11 protein-coding genes and 1 riboswitch are annotated in these 16,904 nt (G+C 74.5%); of the genes, 6 read left to right on the top strand and 5 right to left on the bottom strand.

The window, feature by feature from the left end:
* Positions 1-40: 40 nt before the first annotated feature.
* The gene (locus ACIA8O_RS20540; protein ID WP_396295356.1) at positions 41-1,276 is read right to left on the bottom strand and encodes an FAD-dependent oxidoreductase; all 1,236 of its coding nucleotides are present in this window, start codon (positions 1,274-1,276) and stop codon (positions 41-43) included.
* Between the two features lie 24 nt (positions 1,277-1,300).
* Between ACIA8O_RS20540 and ACIA8O_RS20545 the strand changes: the two genes are divergently transcribed.
* Together ACIA8O_RS20545 and ACIA8O_RS20550 are read left to right on the top strand one after the other, a co-directional pair.
* Positions 1,301-2,656 carry an ATP-grasp domain-containing protein gene (locus ACIA8O_RS20545; protein WP_396295357.1) on the top strand — a complete coding sequence of 452 codons (1,356 nt, stop codon included), beginning with the start codon at positions 1,301-1,303 and terminating at the stop codon, positions 2,654-2,656.
* A gap of 122 nt (positions 2,657-2,778) precedes the next feature.
* The gene (locus ACIA8O_RS20550; RefSeq protein WP_396295358.1) at positions 2,779-4,980 is read left to right on the top strand and encodes a transglycosylase domain-containing protein; all 2,202 of its coding nucleotides are present in this window, start codon (positions 2,779-2,781) and stop codon (positions 4,978-4,980) included.
* Between the two features lie 7 nt (positions 4,981-4,987).
* Here ACIA8O_RS20550 and ACIA8O_RS20555 read toward each other — a convergent pair whose 3' ends face one another.
* The gene (locus ACIA8O_RS20555; RefSeq protein WP_396295359.1) at positions 4,988-5,605 is read right to left on the bottom strand and encodes an RICIN domain-containing protein; all 618 of its coding nucleotides are present in this window, start codon (positions 5,603-5,605) and stop codon (positions 4,988-4,990) included.
* A gap of 123 nt (positions 5,606-5,728) precedes the next feature.
* Positions 5,729-6,385 (bottom strand): GTP cyclohydrolase II RibA, encoded by a 657-nt coding sequence (gene ribA, locus ACIA8O_RS20560; protein WP_396295360.1) that lies wholly within the window; start codon positions 6,383-6,385, stop codon positions 5,729-5,731.
* A gap of 173 nt (positions 6,386-6,558) precedes the next feature.
* On the opposite strand from ribA, the gene ACIA8O_RS20565 reads away from it, so the two are divergent.
* Positions 6,559-7,470 carry an NADP-dependent oxidoreductase gene (locus ACIA8O_RS20565; protein WP_396295361.1) on the top strand — a complete coding sequence of 304 codons (912 nt, stop codon included), beginning with the start codon at positions 6,559-6,561 and terminating at the stop codon, positions 7,468-7,470.
* Between the two features lie 12 nt (positions 7,471-7,482).
* Positions 7,483-8,235, top strand: a complete 753-nt coding sequence (locus ACIA8O_RS20570) for a VOC family protein (RefSeq protein WP_396295362.1) — start codon at positions 7,483-7,485, stop codon at positions 8,233-8,235.
* A gap of 64 nt (positions 8,236-8,299) precedes the next feature.
* On the opposite strand, the gene lnt is transcribed toward ACIA8O_RS20570, so the two are convergent.
* Entirely contained in the window at positions 8,300-9,898 is a 1,599-nt protein-coding gene (lnt, locus tag ACIA8O_RS20575; RefSeq protein WP_396295363.1) for an apolipoprotein N-acyltransferase, read from the bottom strand.
* A gap of 220 nt (positions 9,899-10,118) precedes the next feature.
* Between lnt and ACIA8O_RS20580 the strand changes: the two genes are divergently transcribed.
* The gene (locus ACIA8O_RS20580; RefSeq protein WP_396295364.1) at positions 10,119-11,462 is read left to right on the top strand and encodes a glycoside hydrolase family 18 protein; all 1,344 of its coding nucleotides are present in this window, start codon (positions 10,119-10,121) and stop codon (positions 11,460-11,462) included.
* A 65-nt stretch (positions 11,463-11,527) separates the two neighbouring features.
* On the opposite strand, the gene cobN is transcribed toward ACIA8O_RS20580, so the two are convergent.
* Positions 11,528-15,136 (bottom strand): cobaltochelatase subunit CobN, encoded by a 3,609-nt coding sequence (gene cobN / locus ACIA8O_RS20585; RefSeq protein WP_396295365.1) that lies wholly within the window; start codon positions 15,134-15,136, stop codon positions 11,528-11,530.
* Positions 15,137-15,258: 122 nt separating this feature from the next.
* A riboswitch (cobalamin riboswitch) is annotated at positions 15,259-15,381 on the bottom strand.
* A gap of 212 nt (positions 15,382-15,593) precedes the next feature.
* On the opposite strand from cobN, the gene ACIA8O_RS20590 reads away from it, so the two are divergent.
* Positions 15,594-16,871: a cobalamin biosynthesis protein CobG gene (locus ACIA8O_RS20590; RefSeq protein WP_396295730.1), complete on the top strand. Its 1,278-nt coding sequence runs from the start codon at positions 15,594-15,596 to the stop codon at positions 16,869-16,871.
* The last annotated feature ends 33 nt before the right edge of the window (positions 16,872-16,904 follow it).

Consider the following 16,904-nt stretch of genomic DNA (forward strand, 5'->3'; position numbering starts at 1 on the left):
CCGCGCGGCGCCGTCCCGGCCGGCCCGCCGGGAAGTGGGTTCACCGCAGGGCCCCGGCGATCCGGCGGGCCGCGTGGCCGGTGCCGCAGACGAAGCGGAGCACCGGGCCGAAGGTGGCCGCGGCCGCCAGGCCGGTGAAGTACAGGCCGGGGACGGAGGACTGGAAGTCCGCGTCCAGCCGGGGCGAGCCCTCCAGCAGGCGCAGGGCGCGACGGGTGCCGGGCCCCAGCAGGGGCAGGCGGTCCAGGTCCACCCGGTAGCCGGTGGCGGCCAGCAGGTGGTCGGCCTCCAGGGTCTCGGTGGCGCCGCCCGGCCGGCCCAGCGTCAGCCGCACCGCGCCGGAGCGCTCCTCGGCGGAGCGCAGCGTCCGCCCGAGGAGCACCGGCACCCGGCCCTCCACGCGCTCGCGCAGCCACCAGGCGCCCGACGGGCCGAGCACGGTGCGCACCAGCTGGAGCCGGGTGTGGTCGGGCAGCTGCCGGAAGGCGGCCGGGCCGCGCGCGAAGGCCAGCAGTGACCAGCCCGGGCCGAGCGGCGAACCGGGTTTGACGAGGCGTCGGACGGCGGGCCCGCCGGTGCCGGGCGGCTCGCCGAACAGCAGCCGGCCGGTGCGGGCCACCACGGTGGGCTCGGCGCCGGCCTCGCGCAGCAGCGCCGCGCTCTCCAGCGCCGACTGCCCGGCGCCCAGCACCGCCACCCGCCGCCCGGCGAGCCCGGCCAGGTCCCGGTGCTCGCAGGAGTGGCTGGCCAGACCGGCCGCCACCAGCGGGGCCAGGCCCGCGGGCAGGTGCGGGAAGGGGGCCAGCCCGGTGGCCAGCACCACCCGGGCGCTGGTGAACTCCTCGCCGTCGGCCAGCGCGATCCGGAAGCCGGCCCGCCCGGCCTCCACCGAGCGCACGGCGGTGCGCTCCAGGTCCGGGACGCAGGCCTGCTGGAACCACAGGCCGTAGCGGACGAACTCCTCGACCGGCACCGGGTCCGCCGGGCCGCCGGGCCCGCGGCCCTCGGCGGCCCGGAAGTCCGCCAGCCGGTACCGGCCGGCGGGGTCGGAGAGGGAGGACGCGGAGGGGGAGGACTTGAGGTACATCCCGGTGGGCATCCGCTCCCGCCAGCTCTCCATCGGCTCGCCCAGCACCCGCACCGGCACCCGGTGCCCGAGCAGGTGGGCGGCGGTGGCCAGCCCGTACGGCCCGGCCCCGACCACGGTGACCGGCACCGCCCGGCCGCTCACCGGAGCGCTCCGGGCCGGGCGGCGCCCCTCTGACGGTCGGTCCACATCCGGCACCCTCCTGGCGGCAGAGTGATCACCCCTCAGACCAGCGTGCACCGGCTCGGCGGGCCGGGCACCCCCGGGAGCGGCGCGGCCGGGGCGGACACCCCGGGGGCGGTGCGGTCGGGTCGGGGCGAGAATGCGGACCGGGAGGGCACGCCGCCGAGGAAGGGCTGGAGCCGGATGTCCCCGATCGAGCCGGACCGCGGCACGCCCGCCCTGCTGGTGAAGGTCGGCCGCTACCCGCAGCACCACGGCGGGCTCGGCGTGGTCCGCACGCTGGGGCGCCTCGGGGTCCCGGTGCACGCGGTGGTGGAGGACCGCTGGACCCCGGTGGCCCGTTCCCGCTACCTGGGCCGGGCCTTCGTCCGGCCCACCGGGGGCACCGAGCCCGCGGAGCGGCTGCTGGCCCTGCTGGCGGAGCTCGGCGACGCGATCGGCCGCCCGGTGGTGCCGGTGGCCACCGACGACGAGGCGGCGGTGCTGCTGGCCGAGCACGCCGGGGAGCTCTCCCGCTGGTACCTGCTGCCCGGGGTGGAGCCCGGGCTGCCGCGGCGACTGGCCAGCAAGGGCGGGCTGGCCCGGCTCTGCGCCGAGCACGGGGTGGACACCCCGCGGGCGTGGACCCCGGGCACGTACCGGGAGCTGCTGGCGGTGGGGCGCGGGCACGGGTACCCGCTGGTGCTGAAGAACCTGGAGGCCTTCACCCGGCTGCGCGCCCCGGTGGTGGGGCACACCACGGTGGTGCGCGGCGAGGAGGAGCTGCGGGCGCTGCTGGCGGACCGTCAGGAGCCGTCCGTGCTGGTGCAGGAGTACCTGCCGCCGGAGCACTGCGAGGACTGGTTCACCCACCTGTACTGCGGCCCGGAGGGCACCGAGCCGGTGGTCTTCACCGGCCGCAAGCTGCGCTCCTGGCCGCCCGGGGCGGGGATGACCAGCCGGGCCCGCGCCCTGCCGGAGCCCGAACTGGCCGCGCTGGCGGCCGGGTTCTGCCGCCGGATCGGCTACCGGGGGGTGGCCGACCTGGACTGGCGGCTGGACCGGCGGGACGGCCGGTACCGGCTGGTGGACTTCAACCCGCGCACCGGCGCGCAGTTCCGGCTGTTCGAGACCACCACCGGGGTGGACGTGGTGCGGGCCCTGCACCTGGGGATGACGGGGCGTCGGATACCGGCGGGGGAGCAGCTGGCGCGCTCCTTCGGGGTCGGCCAGCTGGACCTGCCCTCGGCGCTGGCCTCGGCCCGGCGGGAGCTGCGCCCGCCGGGCGACCTGCTGCCCCGGCGCTCGACCGAGCGCGGCTGGCTGGCGGCCGACGACCCGCTGCCGGCGCTGGTCGAGTCGGTCCGGTTCTGCGGCACGGTGGCTGCCCGGCTCCGCCGCATATGACCGTTATCTCTGACCGGTGTTGGTCAGATCGCATCCGAACATCCCGCCGCTGTCGCAGAGTTGTGACAGAGGAGACCGAAATCGTTCCCCCCGTGCGGTGTTTGTGGACGTAGTGTTCCGGCATGGCACCGAACCGCCCCATATCCTCCGGGCTCAAGTTCATAGGCTTCTCCACGCTGTCCGGCGTGCTGCTGGCCGGGATGGCCCTGCCCGCGGCCGGCGCCCTCGGCCTGACCGCCAAGAGCGGGGCCGAGAGCTTCGAGGAGGTCCCGGACGAGCTGAGGACCCCGCCGCTCTCCCAGGCCAGCCACATCTACGACGCCCAGGGCGGTCTGATCGCCACCGTCTACGGCCGGTTCCGCACCGTGCTGACGGCGGAGGACATGGGCACCGTGATCCGCCAGGCGCAGGTGGACATCGAGGACGCGCGGTTCTACGAGCACGGGGCGGTGGACCTCAAGGGCGTGCTCCGGGCGGCCAGCAAGAACGCCGAGAGCGGCTCGGCCGTGCAGGGTGCCTCCACGCTGACCCAGCAGTACGTGAAGAACGTCCACGTGGAGCAGGCCGGGGACGACCGCGAGGCGGTGCTGGCGGCGCAGCGCAAGACCCTGGGGCGCAAGATCCAGGAGCTCAAGTACGCGATCAAGCTGGAGGAGGAGCTCACCAAGGACCAGATCCTCACCAACTACCTGAACATCACGTACTACGGGAACCAGGCCTACGGCATCGAGGCCGCCGCCCAGCGCTACTTCTCCAAGCGCGCCAAGGAGTTGACCGTCCCCGAGGCGGCGCTGCTGGCCGGGCTGGTGCAGAACCCCAGCCAGTACGACCCCAAGCTCCACCCGCAGGCCGCCCAGAAGCGCCGCGACGTGGTGATCGACAAGATGCTGGAGCGCGGCCACCTGACGGCCGCTCAGGCCGCCGAGGCCAAGGCCGCCCCGGTCGGCCTGCGCTACCAGGCGCCGCGCAACGGCTGCATCACCGCCCAGGCCGGCATGGGCTTCTTCTGCGACTACGTCCGCCAACTGGTGCAGCAGGACCCGGTGTTCGGCGCCAACGCGGCCGACCGCAAGCGGCTCTGGGACCTCGGCGGCCTGGACATCCGCACCACCCTGGACCCGAAGAAGCAGGCCGCCGCGCAGAAGGCGGTGACCACCAAGGTCCGGGTCAGCGACAAGGTCTCGGCCGCGGCCACCATGATCGAGCCCGGCACCGGCAAGATCCTGGCGATGGCCCAGACCCGTCCGTACGGCCTGGACAAGGCCAAGAACGAGACCGTGGTCAACCTGAACGTGGACGCCGCGATGGGCGGCGGCAACGGCTTCCAGCCCGGCTCCACCTTCAAGCCGATCGTGGCCGCCGCCGCACTGGAGGCCGGCCTGCCGGCCACCCAGTCCTTCACCTCGCCGCCCCGGCTGGAGTGGCCGACCATGACCACCTGCGCGGGAACCTGGAAGAACCAGGCGAAGGGGAAGAAGGAGGGCAGCGTCCCGAACGACAGGTCCGATGAGGTCGGCCCCTACGAGCTGAAGCAGGCGATGGCGCTGTCCGTCAACACCTACTTCGTGCAGATGGAGCAGGAGATCGGCCTCTGCGCGGTCAAGCAGATGGCCAACAAGCTCGGCATCAAGGGCCGGGCCAGCGGGGCGCAGCTGGACGAGGTCCCGGCCATGGGCCTGGGCACCCAGGAGGTGGCGCCGATGACCATGGCCAACGTCTACGCGACCTTCGCGGCCCGCGGCACCCACTGCACGCCGGTGGCCATCGAGAAGATCACCAACGCCGAGGGCAAGGCCGTCCCGGTGCCGGAGCGCAAGTGCTCGCGGGTGATGTCCGAGGAGACCGCCGACGTCATCAACACCGTGCTGCTCGGCGTCACCGAGAAGGGCACCGGCCGCGAACTCGGCCTGGAGGACGACCGCCAGATCGCGGGCAAGACCGGCACCACCGACCAGAAGAAGTCCGCCTGGTTCACCGGCTACACCGCCGACCTGGCCACCGCGGTCTGGCTGGGCAGCCCGGTCGGCGGCGTCCCGATGCAGAACATCACCATCGGCGGCAAGTTCCACGGCGAGGTCTACGGCTCCAGTGGCCCCGGCCCGATCTGGAAGATGGCGATGGACCTGGCCGTCGAGGGCACCCCCGAGCGGGAGTTCGAGACCGTGCACATCCCGGACCCGGTGCGCCCGCCCGGCCCGAGCGCCTCGCCGAGCGCCTCCGGCAGTGCCTCCCCGGGTGCCCCGGCGACGCCCGGCGCGCCCGCCTCCCCGGGCACCCGGCCCGGGGCGCCCTCCCCGGGCGGGAGCGGGGCGCCCCGGCGCTGAGCGTCCGTCAGCTCGACGGGGCTCCCCAGTAGTAGGGGGTGGTGTACCAGGCGTGGTCGTCGGTGTCGCCGCCCTGGCCCCAGCAGTCGTAGAGCCAGGTGGTGCGGGGCCCTCGGTCGGTCTGGTTCCAGGCCTGCCCGTCGACGTCCAGGCACTTGCCGGTCTGGTAGTTGACCAGCACCTCGGGGCCGGCGGAGTCGTCCCAGTACCACTCCTGGTTGTCGTTCTGGGTGATGCAGGTGTGCAGGCGGATCTCGGTGCCGTTGGGCAGGTCACCGCCCTGGCCCGGCAGGTCGAGGCAGAGGTTGTCCCCGTGGTAGCTGCTGACCAGGAACTTGTCCTTGTAGATGACCACGCCGTTGGGCAGGTGGTAGGGGAAGCTCCCGGTCCGCAGGAGGTTCCACCGCTGGTTGTCGTCCGCGCTGCACCAGTAGACGCCCACCCGGTCCCCGAAGTGCGCGCCGGACACCTCGGGGACGTCCAGGCAGGTCCGCGTGACGTCGTTCTTGATGAAGCGGGCGTACACGCCGACCTCGCCGGCCTGGGCCGGCGGGGCGGCGGCGGTCACCGCCAGGAACCCCGCTCCCAGCAGTCCGAGCAGCTTGATCCGAGAGAACGTGCGCATCGGTGTCTCCCCCACGGGTCGAAAGGATCCGCCGGGAGACCGACTTGGCATGTGCACTCCCCCGGCGGCACGCTGGGATCGTACGGGGTCGACCCGTTCCCTGCCCAGACCCCTGAGCGGGCGTCAGCCGGCCAGCTCGGCCAGCGGGATGGCGTGGTGGGTGTGCTCGACCTTGGCGCGCAGGTAGCGGAGGTTGGCGGGGGAGACGTGCACCCCGGTGGGGACGTGCTCGGTGACCTCGATGCCGTGGGCGGTGAGCTGGGCGGCCTTGTCGGGGTTGTTGCTGAGCAGGCGGATCCGGGGCGCGCCGAGGGCGGCGAGCATCTGGGCGGCGGCCGCGTAGTCGCGGCCGTCCTCCGGGAGGCCGAGCGCCGCGTTGGCGGCGTAGGTGTCCAGGCCGCGGTCCTGGAGGGCGTAGGCGTCGAGCTTGTTGTACAGGCCGATGCCGCGCCCCTCCTGACGGAGGTACAGCAGGTAGCCGCCGTCGGTGGCGATCCGCTCGACCGCCTCGCGCAGCTGCGGGCCGCAGTCGCAGCGGTCCGAGCCGAAGACGTCGCCGGTGAGGCACTCGGAGTGCAGCCGCACCAGCGGCCCGCCGCCGCCGGGCTGCTCGCCGCCGGGTCGTCCGCCGGGCTCGCCCAGGCGCAGGGCCAGGTGCTCGGCGCCGTCGGCGAGGCCGTGGAAGGTGGTGACCTCGGCCTGGACGCGGTAGCCGTCCGGGAAGGTGAGCGGGATCCGCACCGTGGTGCGGACGGTCGCCGGGTCGAGCTGCTCGGGCATGCCCGCCCTCCTCTTGTCTGGGTGTTCCGTCCCGGCCGACCGTACACCTGTTGTTCCAATTTGAACAACAGGGGTCACTGCGGCACCGTTCGGCCCAGCAGCCCCGGGCGCGGCCGGGCCGGGGCCCGCAAGCTGGTGGGGTCCGGCGAACCCCCCCCAGTGGAGGAAGTGCGATGTCGAAGGCGTTCGGATTCGTGGCGTACGGCGGGCCGGAGACCCAGGAGTACCTGGACCGGCGCATCCCCGTGCCGGGACCGGGCCGGCTGCTGATCGCGGTGCGGGCGGCCGGGGTCAACCCGTCGGACTGGAAGATCCGGGAAGGCCTCTTCGGGCGGACCAAGCCGGTGCCCCGGGTGCTCGGCTCGGAGGCGGCCGGAGTGGTGCGGGTGCTCGGGGAAGGCGTCTCGGGCTTCATGGTGGGCGACCCGGTCTTCGGCATCGCACCGGAGGGCGCCTTCGCGGACCACGTGCTGCTGGACGCCGGCGAGGCCGCCCGGGTGCCGGACGACGTCACCTTCACCCAGGCCGCCACCCTCCCGGTGGCCGCCGCCACCGCCTACGACGCGGTGGACCAGCTGGGCCTGACGCCCGGTCAGGTCCTGCTGGTGCTCGGCGTGGCGGGCGGGGTCGGCAGCGCGGCCGCCCAGATCGCCCGCAGCCGGGGGATCACCGTCCTCGGCACCGCCAGGGACCAGGCCCGGGAGTACGTGGCCACCCTGGGCGCCACCCAGATCGCCTACGGCGACGGCGTGGCCGAGCGGATCAGGGCCGCCGCCCCGGACGGCGTGGACGGGGTGCTCGACCTGGTCGGCGGCATGGACGCCAAGGCCGCCGCCACCACCCTGCGCACCGGCGGCCGGCTGGTCTCCACCACCGATCCGGCCACCGCCGCCGGACTGGGCGGGGAGTACGTGAAGCGCCGCCGCACCGGCGAGGTGCTGGCCTCGGTCGCGGCGCTGGTGGCCGGCGGCGCGCTGGACCCGCACGTCTCCGAGACCTTCGCGCTGGACCGGGCCGCGGAGGCGATGCTGGCGGTGGAGTCCGGCCACGCGCGCGGCAAGTGCGTCATCGAGATCCGGGGCTGAGGGGGCGTCAGGATGAGGATCACCGAGACCAGCCCCGGCGCGCCCTGCTGGTTCGAGCACAGCAGTGCCGACCCGCGGGCGGCGGAGCGCTACTACGGCGAGCTGTTCGGCTGGACGGGCGAGGCCGACCCGCGGCCCGAGGCCATGGGCTACAGCGTCATGCACCTGGACGGAGCACCGGTCGCGGGCGTGGTCGGACTGGTCGCCGAGGGCCAGCCGACCGCCTGGTCGGTGTCGCTCGCGGCCGAGGACGTGGACGCGGCGGCGGAGGCCGCACAGGCCGCCGGCGGGCAGCTGCTGGCCGGGCCGACGGAGGCCCTGGACCTCGGCCGCTTCGCGGTGGTGGCCGATCCGGCCGGGGCGGTGTTCGGCATCTGGCACGGCCGCCGCCTCCCGGGCGTCGCGCGGTTCGCCGAGCCGGGCGCCCCGGGGTGGATCGAACTGGCGACGCGGGACGTGGCCGGGGCGGTCGGCTTCTACCACGGGCTGTTCGGATGGAGCGTCAGCCCCGGAGAGCAGTACACCCAGTGGGGGCTGGACGGGACCGACTTCGGCGGGGTGCTCGACATGGGGGAGCAGTTCCCGGCCGACCTGCCGCCGTACTGGATGCCGTACTTCGCGGCGGCGGACGTCGACCTGGCCGCGGAGCGGGGCGTCCGGCTGGGCGGCGACGCGGTACTGCCGCCGACCGACGTACCGGACGGGCCCCGCCTCGCCGTCCTCAAGGACCCGCTCGGCGCGGTCTTCGGGCTCTACCAGGTCTGAGGCCCTCCGGGGCGCGGCGGAAATTGGTCACCCCGGGGGCGCGGGGAACTGCGCGAAGCGGGAGTCACGGACCCGTGTGCCGGGTGCGGGCGCTCACGTGCAAGTGGTTCTCCGTACCCGGCAGGTGGTTCATCTCTTCCGCTTCGCGCAGTTCCTCGCGCCCCTGGGGTAGCCACCATCGCCGGGAGCCCAGGACGGCCGCCGCCAGGGTGACGGCCGCCGCGGTGTAGGGGACCCAGTCGCCGAGGCGGGTGTACCAGGTGGTGGCGGTGGGGGAGGCGAGGGGGAGACGGACCGTCAGGGAGCCGGTGGCGCCGGTGCCGAGGAGGGCGAGGCGGCGGCCCTGGCGGTCGTAGGCGACCGACTCGCCGGTGAGGGCGGCCTGGACCACCGGGCGGCCGGTCTCGGCGGCGCGCAGGGCGCCGAGGGAGGCGTGCTGCTGCGGGGCCCAGGAGTCCTGGAAGGTGGAGGTGGCGGACTGGAAGACCAGCATCCGGGCCCCTTCGGCGGCGGCCGCCCGGGACATGTCGGGGAAGGCGGACTCGAAGCAGATCAGCGCGCCGAAGGGGAGGGGGCGGCCCTGCCGGTCGGTGGTGTGCAGCAGGTGGAAGGCGGAGCCGGGGGCCCGGTTCTCGCCCGCGGCCCGGCTGACGCCGGTGAGCCAGCCGAACAGCGGTCGCAGCGGGATGTACTCGCCGAACGGCACCAGCCGGATCTTCCGGTAGCGTTCGGCGACCCCGCCGGGGGTGACCAGGACGGCGTCCTTGGAGATCAGGCCGTCGCCCTTGCGGGCGTCCTCGCCGACCAGCAGCGGGGCGCCGACCAGGGCCGACAGCCGGGCGGCCTCGCGGCGGGCGTCCCCGTCCCGGTCCAGGTCGCTGTTGGTGCTGCTCTCGCCCCAGACCACCAGATCGGGCGCCCGGCCCGCCAGTTCGGCGGTGATCCGCCCGCTCGCGGCGAAGCGGGCGGCCGACCCGGCCACCTCGCCGGGCTGGACGAGGGCGAGGGTGGCGGTGTCCCCGGGCGGCGGGGCGGGCAGGGCGGCGAACAGCAGCGGGCCGGCCAGCAGGGCGGCGGTGACGGCGAGGGCGGCGAGCACCCGGACGCGCGGGCGGCGGCCGGCCAGCAGGATCAGCACGCCGACGTTGGCGGCCACCACGGCGGCGCTCACCAGCCAGGCGCCGCCGACGGAGGCGAGGCCGAGCACGGCGGGGTGCTTCCACTGGCTCGCGCCGAGCAGTGCCCAGGGGCCGCCGAGCGCGTGCCAGGAGCGGACGAACTCGGTGCAGACCCAGACCGAGGGGACCACCAGCAGCGCGAGCAGCGCCCGACGGACCGTCAGCGGAGGTGACAGCAGCCGCCACACCGCGTACCCGACCGCCCCGGGCAGTACGCCGAACACCACTGCCAGCGCGAGCAGCCCGGGCCCGATCGACGGCACCAGCCAGTACATCGACAGCAGGATGAACCCGGCCCCGAACCACCAGCCGCGCACCACCGCCTCCCGCCCGCTCCCGGCCCGCCGCATCAGTTCGAGGCCGGGCACCAGGGCCACCCAGGCCAGCCAGGACAGCCCGGGTGCGGGGAACGTCAGCACCGGCAGCCCTCCGGACACGAGCGCGGCGTACCTGGCGGGGTGGCGGAGGGAGGCGGGCAGGTTCATGGTCCAACGCTAGCCCTGTTCGGCCCCGTGGGCCGGAAGGAGCGGCTCCGGGGGGTGGTACTCCGTGGCCTGACGGAGCGTCACGTCCCTTGCCGGGTACGAAGTGTCAAGCGCGGGCGGGCAGTGTTTTGCAGGGCGGACGGCCGGTTGACGCTACTGGTTCAGACCAATACCTTCCCTGCAGCAAAGCTCCATCCAGGCCCACAACAGGAACGAGCCCATGCGTCACGGATCCATCACCCGGCTGACCGTCGCCTCCGCCGCGGCCCTCGGCCTGCTCGTCTCGATCGCCCCCGCGGTGTCCGCCCACGACGCCCACGACGGTCACGGCGGCCACGGAGTCCCCGCCTACAAGCGGATCGGCTACTTCACCCAGTGGGGCATCTACGGCCGCAACTACCAGGTCAAGGACCTGCAGACCAGCGGCACCGCGGCCAAGCTGACCCACATCAACTACGCGTTCGGCGCCATCGGCAAGGACGGCAAGTGCCTGGTCGGCAACGTGCCCGGGGCCGACCCGTGGGCCGACTACGTGCGGCCCGTCGACGCGGCCACCTCGGTGGACGGCGTCGCGGACACCGCCGAGCAGAAGCTGGCGGGCAACTTCAACCAGCTGCGCGAGCTGAAGGCGAAGAACCCGGGCCTCAAGGTCATGGTCTCGCTGGGCGGTTGGAGCGGTTCGGCGCACTTCTCGGACGCGGTGCTCACCGACGCGGGCCGCAAGGCGCTGGTGGCCTCCTGCCTCGACACCTACATCAAGGGCAACCTCCCGGTGGACGGCGCCCGCGGCGGCGCGGGCGCGGCGGCCGGGCTGTTCGACGGCGTGGACCTGGACTGGGAGTGGCCCGGCTCCGAGGGCAACGAGGGCAACGGCATCCGCCCCGAGGACAAGCAGAACTTCACCAAGCTGGTGCACGAGTTCCGGGTCCAGCTGGACGCCTACGCCCGGACCCAGGGCCGGCACAAGCACTACGACCTGAGCGCGTACGTGCCGACCGCCCCGGCGAAGATCGACGCCGGCTTCGAGGTCAAGAAGATCATCAAGGACTTCGACTTCGTCAACCTGCAGGGCTACGACTTCCACGTCTCCGGCGAGAAGAAGACCGCCCAGCAGTCCGCGCTGTACGCCAAGCGCGGCGACTTCAGCGTCGACCAGACCGTCAACGCCTGGCTGGACCGCGGCGCCCCGGCGGACAAGCTGGTGGTCGGCGTGCCGTTCTACGGCCAGGGCTGGACCGGCGTGACCGGCGGCGGCGACGGCCTCGACCAGCCGGCCACCGGCCCGGCCCCGGCCACCTGGGTGGCGGGCACCGAGGACTACAAGGCGCTCAAGAAGCTGGCCGACTCCGGCAGCTACAAGATCTACCGCAGCCGGGACAAGGGCAGCGCCTGGCTGTTCGACGGCTCCACCCTGTGGACCTACGACGACCCGACGGTGCTGCGCGCCAAGACCTCCTACATCCGCGAGGAGGGCCTGGCCGGCGCGATGATCTGGGCGCTGGACGGGGACACCCCGAACGGCGAGCTGATCAGCGCCATCGACCAGGGCCTGAAGCGTCGCTGACGCTCCACCAGGACGGCACGGGGGGACCGGCGGCCACCGGTCCCCCCGTGCGTTTCACGCAGCCGTCAGCTGTCCGACTCGAGGTCGCCCTCGGTCTCCAGGAAGGCGGCCTTCAGCTCCTCGATCAGCGCCGGGTCCGGCTCGGCCCACAGGCCGCGGTCGGCCGCCTCCAGCAGGCGCTCGCTGATCCCGTGCAGCGCCCAGGGGTTGGCCTCGGCCAGGAACTCCCGGTTGGTCGGGTCGAGCACGTACTCCTGGGTGAGCTTCTCGTACATCCAGTCGGCGACCACGTTGGTGGTGGCGTCGTAGCCGAACAGGTAGTCCACGGTGGCGGCCATCTCGAAGGCGCCCTTGTAGCCGTGGCGGCGCATCGCCTCCATCCAGCGCGGGTTGACCACCCGGGCGCGGAAGACCCGGGCCGCCTCCTCGGTGAGGGTGCGGGTGCGGACCGTCTCCGGGCGGGTCGAGTCGCCGATGTAGGCGGTCGGGGCCTTGCCGGTCAGGGCGCGCACGGTGGCCACCATGCCGCCGTGGTACTGGAAGTAGTCGTCCGAGTCCGCGATGTCGTGCTCGCGGGTGTCGGTGTTCTTGGCCGCGACGGTGATCCGCTTGTAGGCGGTCTCCATCTCCTCCCGGGCCGGGCGGCCGTTCAGCTCGCGGCCGTAGGCGTAGCCGCCCCAGACCGTGTAGACCTCGGCCAGGTCGGCGTCGGTGCGCCAGTCCCGGCTGTCGATCAGCTGGAGCAGGCCGGCGCCGTAGGTGCCGGGGCGGGAGCCGAAGATCCGGGTGGTGGCCTTCCGCTCGTCGCCGTGCTCGGCCAGGTCGGCCTGGACGTGGGCGCGGACGAAGTTCTCCGCCTCGGTCTCCTCCTGACGGGCCGCCAGCCGGACGGCGTCGTCCAGCAGGGCGACCACGTGCGGGAAGGCGTCCCGGAAGAAGCCGGAGATCCGCAGGGTGACGTCGATCCGCGGGCGGCCCAGCTCCGCCAGCGGGATCGGCTCCAGGCCGGTGACCCGGCGCGAGGCGTCGTCCCAGACCGGGCGCACGCCCAGCAGGGCGAAGGCCTCGGCGATGTCGTCGCCGGCGGTGCGCATCGCGCTGGTGCCCCAGAGCGAGAGGCCGACCGACGGCGGGAACTGCCCGTCGTTGTCGGCCTGGTAACGGTCCACCAGGGACTGCGCCAGCGCCTGCCCGGTCTCCCAGGCCAGCTTGGAGGGGACGGCCTTCGGGTCCACCGAGTAGAAGTTGCGGCCGGTCGGCAGCACGTTCACCAGGCCGCGCAGCGGCGAGCCGGAGGGCCCGGCCGGGACGAAGCCGCCGCCCAGCGCGTGCAGCACCGCGTCCAGCTCGTCGGTGGTGGCGGACAGCCGCGGGACCACCTCGCGGGCGGCGAAGTCGAGCACCTCGCGGACCGCGTCCGGGTGCCCGGCGGCCACCTTCTCCACCGCGGACGGGGCCCAGTCCTCGGCCTCCATCGCCTCGACCAGGGCACGGGCCTGCGCCTCGGCCGCGTCGGTGGCGCCCAGGGTCAGCGCCGCCTCGTCCAGGCCGAGCGCCTCGCGCAGGCCGGGCAGCGCGCTGACGCCGCCCCAGATCTGACGGGCCCGCAGGATCGCCAGCACGATGTTGACCCGGTCCTCGCCGGCCGGGGCCTGGCCGAGCACGTGCAGGCCGTCCCGGATCTGGGCGTCCTTGATCTCGCAGAGCCAGCCGTCGACGTGCAGCAGGAAGTCGTCGAAGCCGTCGTCCTCGGGGCGCTCGTCCAGGCCGAGGTCGTGGTCCAGCTTGGCGGCCTGGATCAGGGTCCAGATCTGGGCCCGGATGGCCGGCAGCTTGGCCGGGTCCATCGCGGCGATGTTGGAGTGCTCGTCGAGCAGCTGCTCCAGCCGCGCGATGTCGCCGTAGGAGTCGGCCCGGGCCATCGGCGGGACCAGGTGGTCGACCAGGGTGGCGTGGGCGCGGCGCTTGGCCTGGGTGCCCTCGCCCGGGTCGTTGACCAGGAAGGGGTAGACCAGCGGCAGGTTGCCGAGCACCGCGTCCGGCCCGCACTCGGCGGACAGCGCGGCGGTCTTGCCGGGCAGCCACTCCAGGTTGCCGTGCTTGCCGAGGTGGACCACGGCGTGGGCGCCGAAGCCGCCGTCGGCCTGCGCGGCCTCGATCCAGCGGTAGGCGGCCAGGTAGTGGTGGCTCGGCGGCAGGTCCGGGTCGTGGTAGATCGCGACCGGGTTCTCGCCGAAGCCGCGCGGCGGCTGGATCAGCACGAGGAGGTTGCCGGAGCGGATCGCGGCCAGCACGATGTCGCCGTCCGGGTTCTGCGAGTGGTCCACGTAGAGGTTGCCGGGGGCCGGGCCCCAGTGCTCCTCGACCTGCTCGCGCAGACCCTGCGGCAGCTCGGCGTACCAGCGGCGGTAGTCGGCGGCCGGGATGCGGACCGGGTTGCGGGCGAGCTGGTCCTCCGTCAGCCAGTCCTGGTCGTAGCCGCCGGCCGCGATCAGCGCGTGGATCAGCTCGTCGCCCTCGTGCCCGTCGCCGGTGAGGTCCAGGCCGGGGACGTCGGTGCCGATGTCCATGCCCTCGGCGCGCAGCCGGGCCATCAGCCGCATCGCCGAGGCCGGGGTGTCCAGGCCGACCGCGTTGCCCACCCGGGCGTGCTTGGTCGGGTACGCGGAGAGCACCAGGGCCAACCGCCGCTCGGCGGCCGGGACGTGACGCAGCCTCGCGTGGGCGACCGCGATGCCCGCCACCCGGGCGGCCCGCTCGGCGTCCGCCGCGTAGACGGTCAGGCCGTCCTGGTCCAGCTCCTTGAAGGAGAACGGCACGGTGATCAGGCGGCCGTCGAACTCCGGCACGGCGATCTGGGTCGCGGTGTCCAGCGGGGAGAGGCCGTCGTCGCTGGCCTCCCACTGCTCGCGGGACCAGGTCAGGCAGAGCGCCTGGAGGATCGGGCGGTCCAGCGCGGCCAGCGCGCCGGCGTCCCAGGCCTCCTCGTCGCCGCCGGCCTGCGCGTCGGCCGGGCGGGTGCCGCCGGCCGCCAGCACGGTGGTGACCAGCGCGTCGGCCTGCGCCAGCTCGGCCAGCAGCTCCGGCTCGGCGCCGCGCAGGGTCGCGCAGTAGATCGCCTTCGCCCGGGCGCCCGTGGCCTCGATCGCCTGGCAGAGGATCTCCACGAAGGCGGTGTTCCCGCTCATGTGGTGGGCGCGGTAGTAGAGCACCGTCACCAGCGGGCCGTCGTTGTCGGCCGCCTGACGCTCCAACGGGCCCCAGGCGGGCGCGGAGGCGGGCGCCGCGAAGCCGTGGCCGGTGAGCAGCACGGTGTCGGAGAGGAAGGCGCCGAGCTCGGCCAGGTTGGCCGGGCCGCCGTGCGCCAGGTAGGCGTGCGCCTCGGCGGCCAGGCCGGCGGGCACCGTGGAGAGCTCCATCAGCTGGGCGTCCGGGGCCTGTTCGCCCGTCAGCACCACCACCGGGCGCGGCCCGGCGAGCAGCGCGTCCAGGCCCTCCTGCCAGGCCCGGCGGCCGCCGAGCAGCCGGACGACGACCAGGTCGGTGCCCTCCAGCAGCGCGGGCAGGTCGTCCACCCCGAGCCGGGCCGGGTTCCCCAGCCGGTACGGGACCGGACCGTTCGAGGCGCGGGCGCTCAACAGGTCGGTGTCGGAGGTGGAGAGGAGCAGGATCATGCGGAGGCCCTCCCGGCCGTGACTTCACGCCGGGACGGCGGCGGGCACGAGGAGACGGCGGCGCGACGGAGCGCTGGTGTACGGCGCACGGGCACGGCGGAGCCTTCCTCGGGGTCCGCGCCCCGGGCTGGTGTGAGGACGGCAGGAGTTCCTGGCTCCCACGGCCGAACCGTGGTCACAGTGGCGGGACCGCACCGGATTCGCACCGGTTTCCTCCCCATAGCGCCGTCGCTGGCGTTGGCTGGGCTGTGCGCCCACCCGGGGAGCATCGTACGGGGTGCGCCCGGGTTGCGGACCAGGGTCCCGAAGGTCTGTCAGGTGATCACCGGTGCGGGCGGGGGAGGACGGGAGGGTGGACGGAGGGTCGGGTGGTCGGGGAGAGCGGGCCGTGCCGCCGGGGACGGAGGGTCGCGCGGACGTGACGCAGCGGACAGGAGCAAACCGGCGGAACGTGGGTATGCTCGCGGCCATGCCACCCACGCCGCCCGTCGCCGAGTCACGCCCCGGCGCGTCCGACCGCGACCGGGGCGGTGCCTCCGCAGCCGGGCGGGAGGCCGCCTCCGGGCCCGACCGCGACCGGGGTGACGCCTGCCCGGGAGCGCTGCGGCTGCACCGGGCCGACGACGGGGCGTTGGCCCGGGTCCGGCTTCCCGGCGGCCTGCTGACGGCCGCTCAGGCCCTCGCCCTGGCCGACGCGGCCGAGCGGCTCGGCGACGGGCGGCTGGAGCTGACCTCGCGCGGCAACGTCCAGCTGCGGGGCCTGGCCGAGGACGCCGGGGCCGAGCTCGGTGCCCTGCTGCGGGCTGCCGGGCTGCTGCCCTCCGAGACCCACGAGCGGGTCCGCAACGTCATCGCCTCGCCGCTCTCCGGGCTGGACGGGCTCGGCAGCGCCGACGTCCGGGCCTGGGCGCGGGAGTTGGACGCGCTGCTGTGCGCCAGCCCGCCGGCCGCCGGACTGGCCGGACTGTTCCTCTTCGTCCTGGACGACGGCCGCGGCGACGTGGCCTCCCTGGACGCCGATGTGACCTTGATCGCAACGCCCGGCGGCGGCGCGCTGCTGCGCCTCGGCCGGGCCGCCACCGCCCGCCGGGTCGCCCCCGGGACCGCTCCCGCCGCCGCGCTGGCCGCCGCCGAGGAGTTCCTGACGGCGGTACGAGCGGCTGGGGTGAAGGCCTGGTTCGTCCGGGAGGCCGCCCAGCTGCTCGACCCGGGCGCCGAGCCGCTGCCCGTCTTCGCGGGCGGCGCCCCCGAGTTGGGACCGTTCGGCGGCGGGGTCGTGGCCGGCACCCGCTTCGGCAGCGTGACCGCCGCCCAGTGGCGGGCGCTGGCCGGGGCCTGCGCCGGAGAGCTGCGGATCACCCCGTGGCGCAGCGTCGTACTCCCCGGGGCGACGGCGGTCGGCGAACTGGCCGCCGCCGGGCTGCGCCTGACGCCCGGTTCGCCCTGGGAGCTGGCCACCGCCTGCACCGGCGCGCCGGGCTGCGCCAAGTCGCTCGCGGACGTACGGGCGGACGCCGCCCGGGCGTTGGAGACCGCCGGGGTGCCCGGGCTGCCGGTGCACTGGTCCGGCTGCGAACGGCGCTGCGGCCACCCCGCCGGGGAGTGGGTCGACGTGCTGGCCACGGGATCGGACATGTACCGGGTGACGAACCATCGGATCTCTGCAAGGACCACGCATGACCTGACGATGGAACAGATGGCCCAGGCGGTAGCCGAGGCCCGGAGGACGAATTGACATCCTCCCCACCCTGAAGGACGGGGATTCCTG

The sequence above is a fragment of the Kitasatospora sp. NPDC051853 genome, from assembly GCF_044452665.1.
Taxonomy (GTDB): Bacteria; Actinomycetota; Actinomycetes; order Streptomycetales; family Streptomycetaceae; genus Kitasatospora.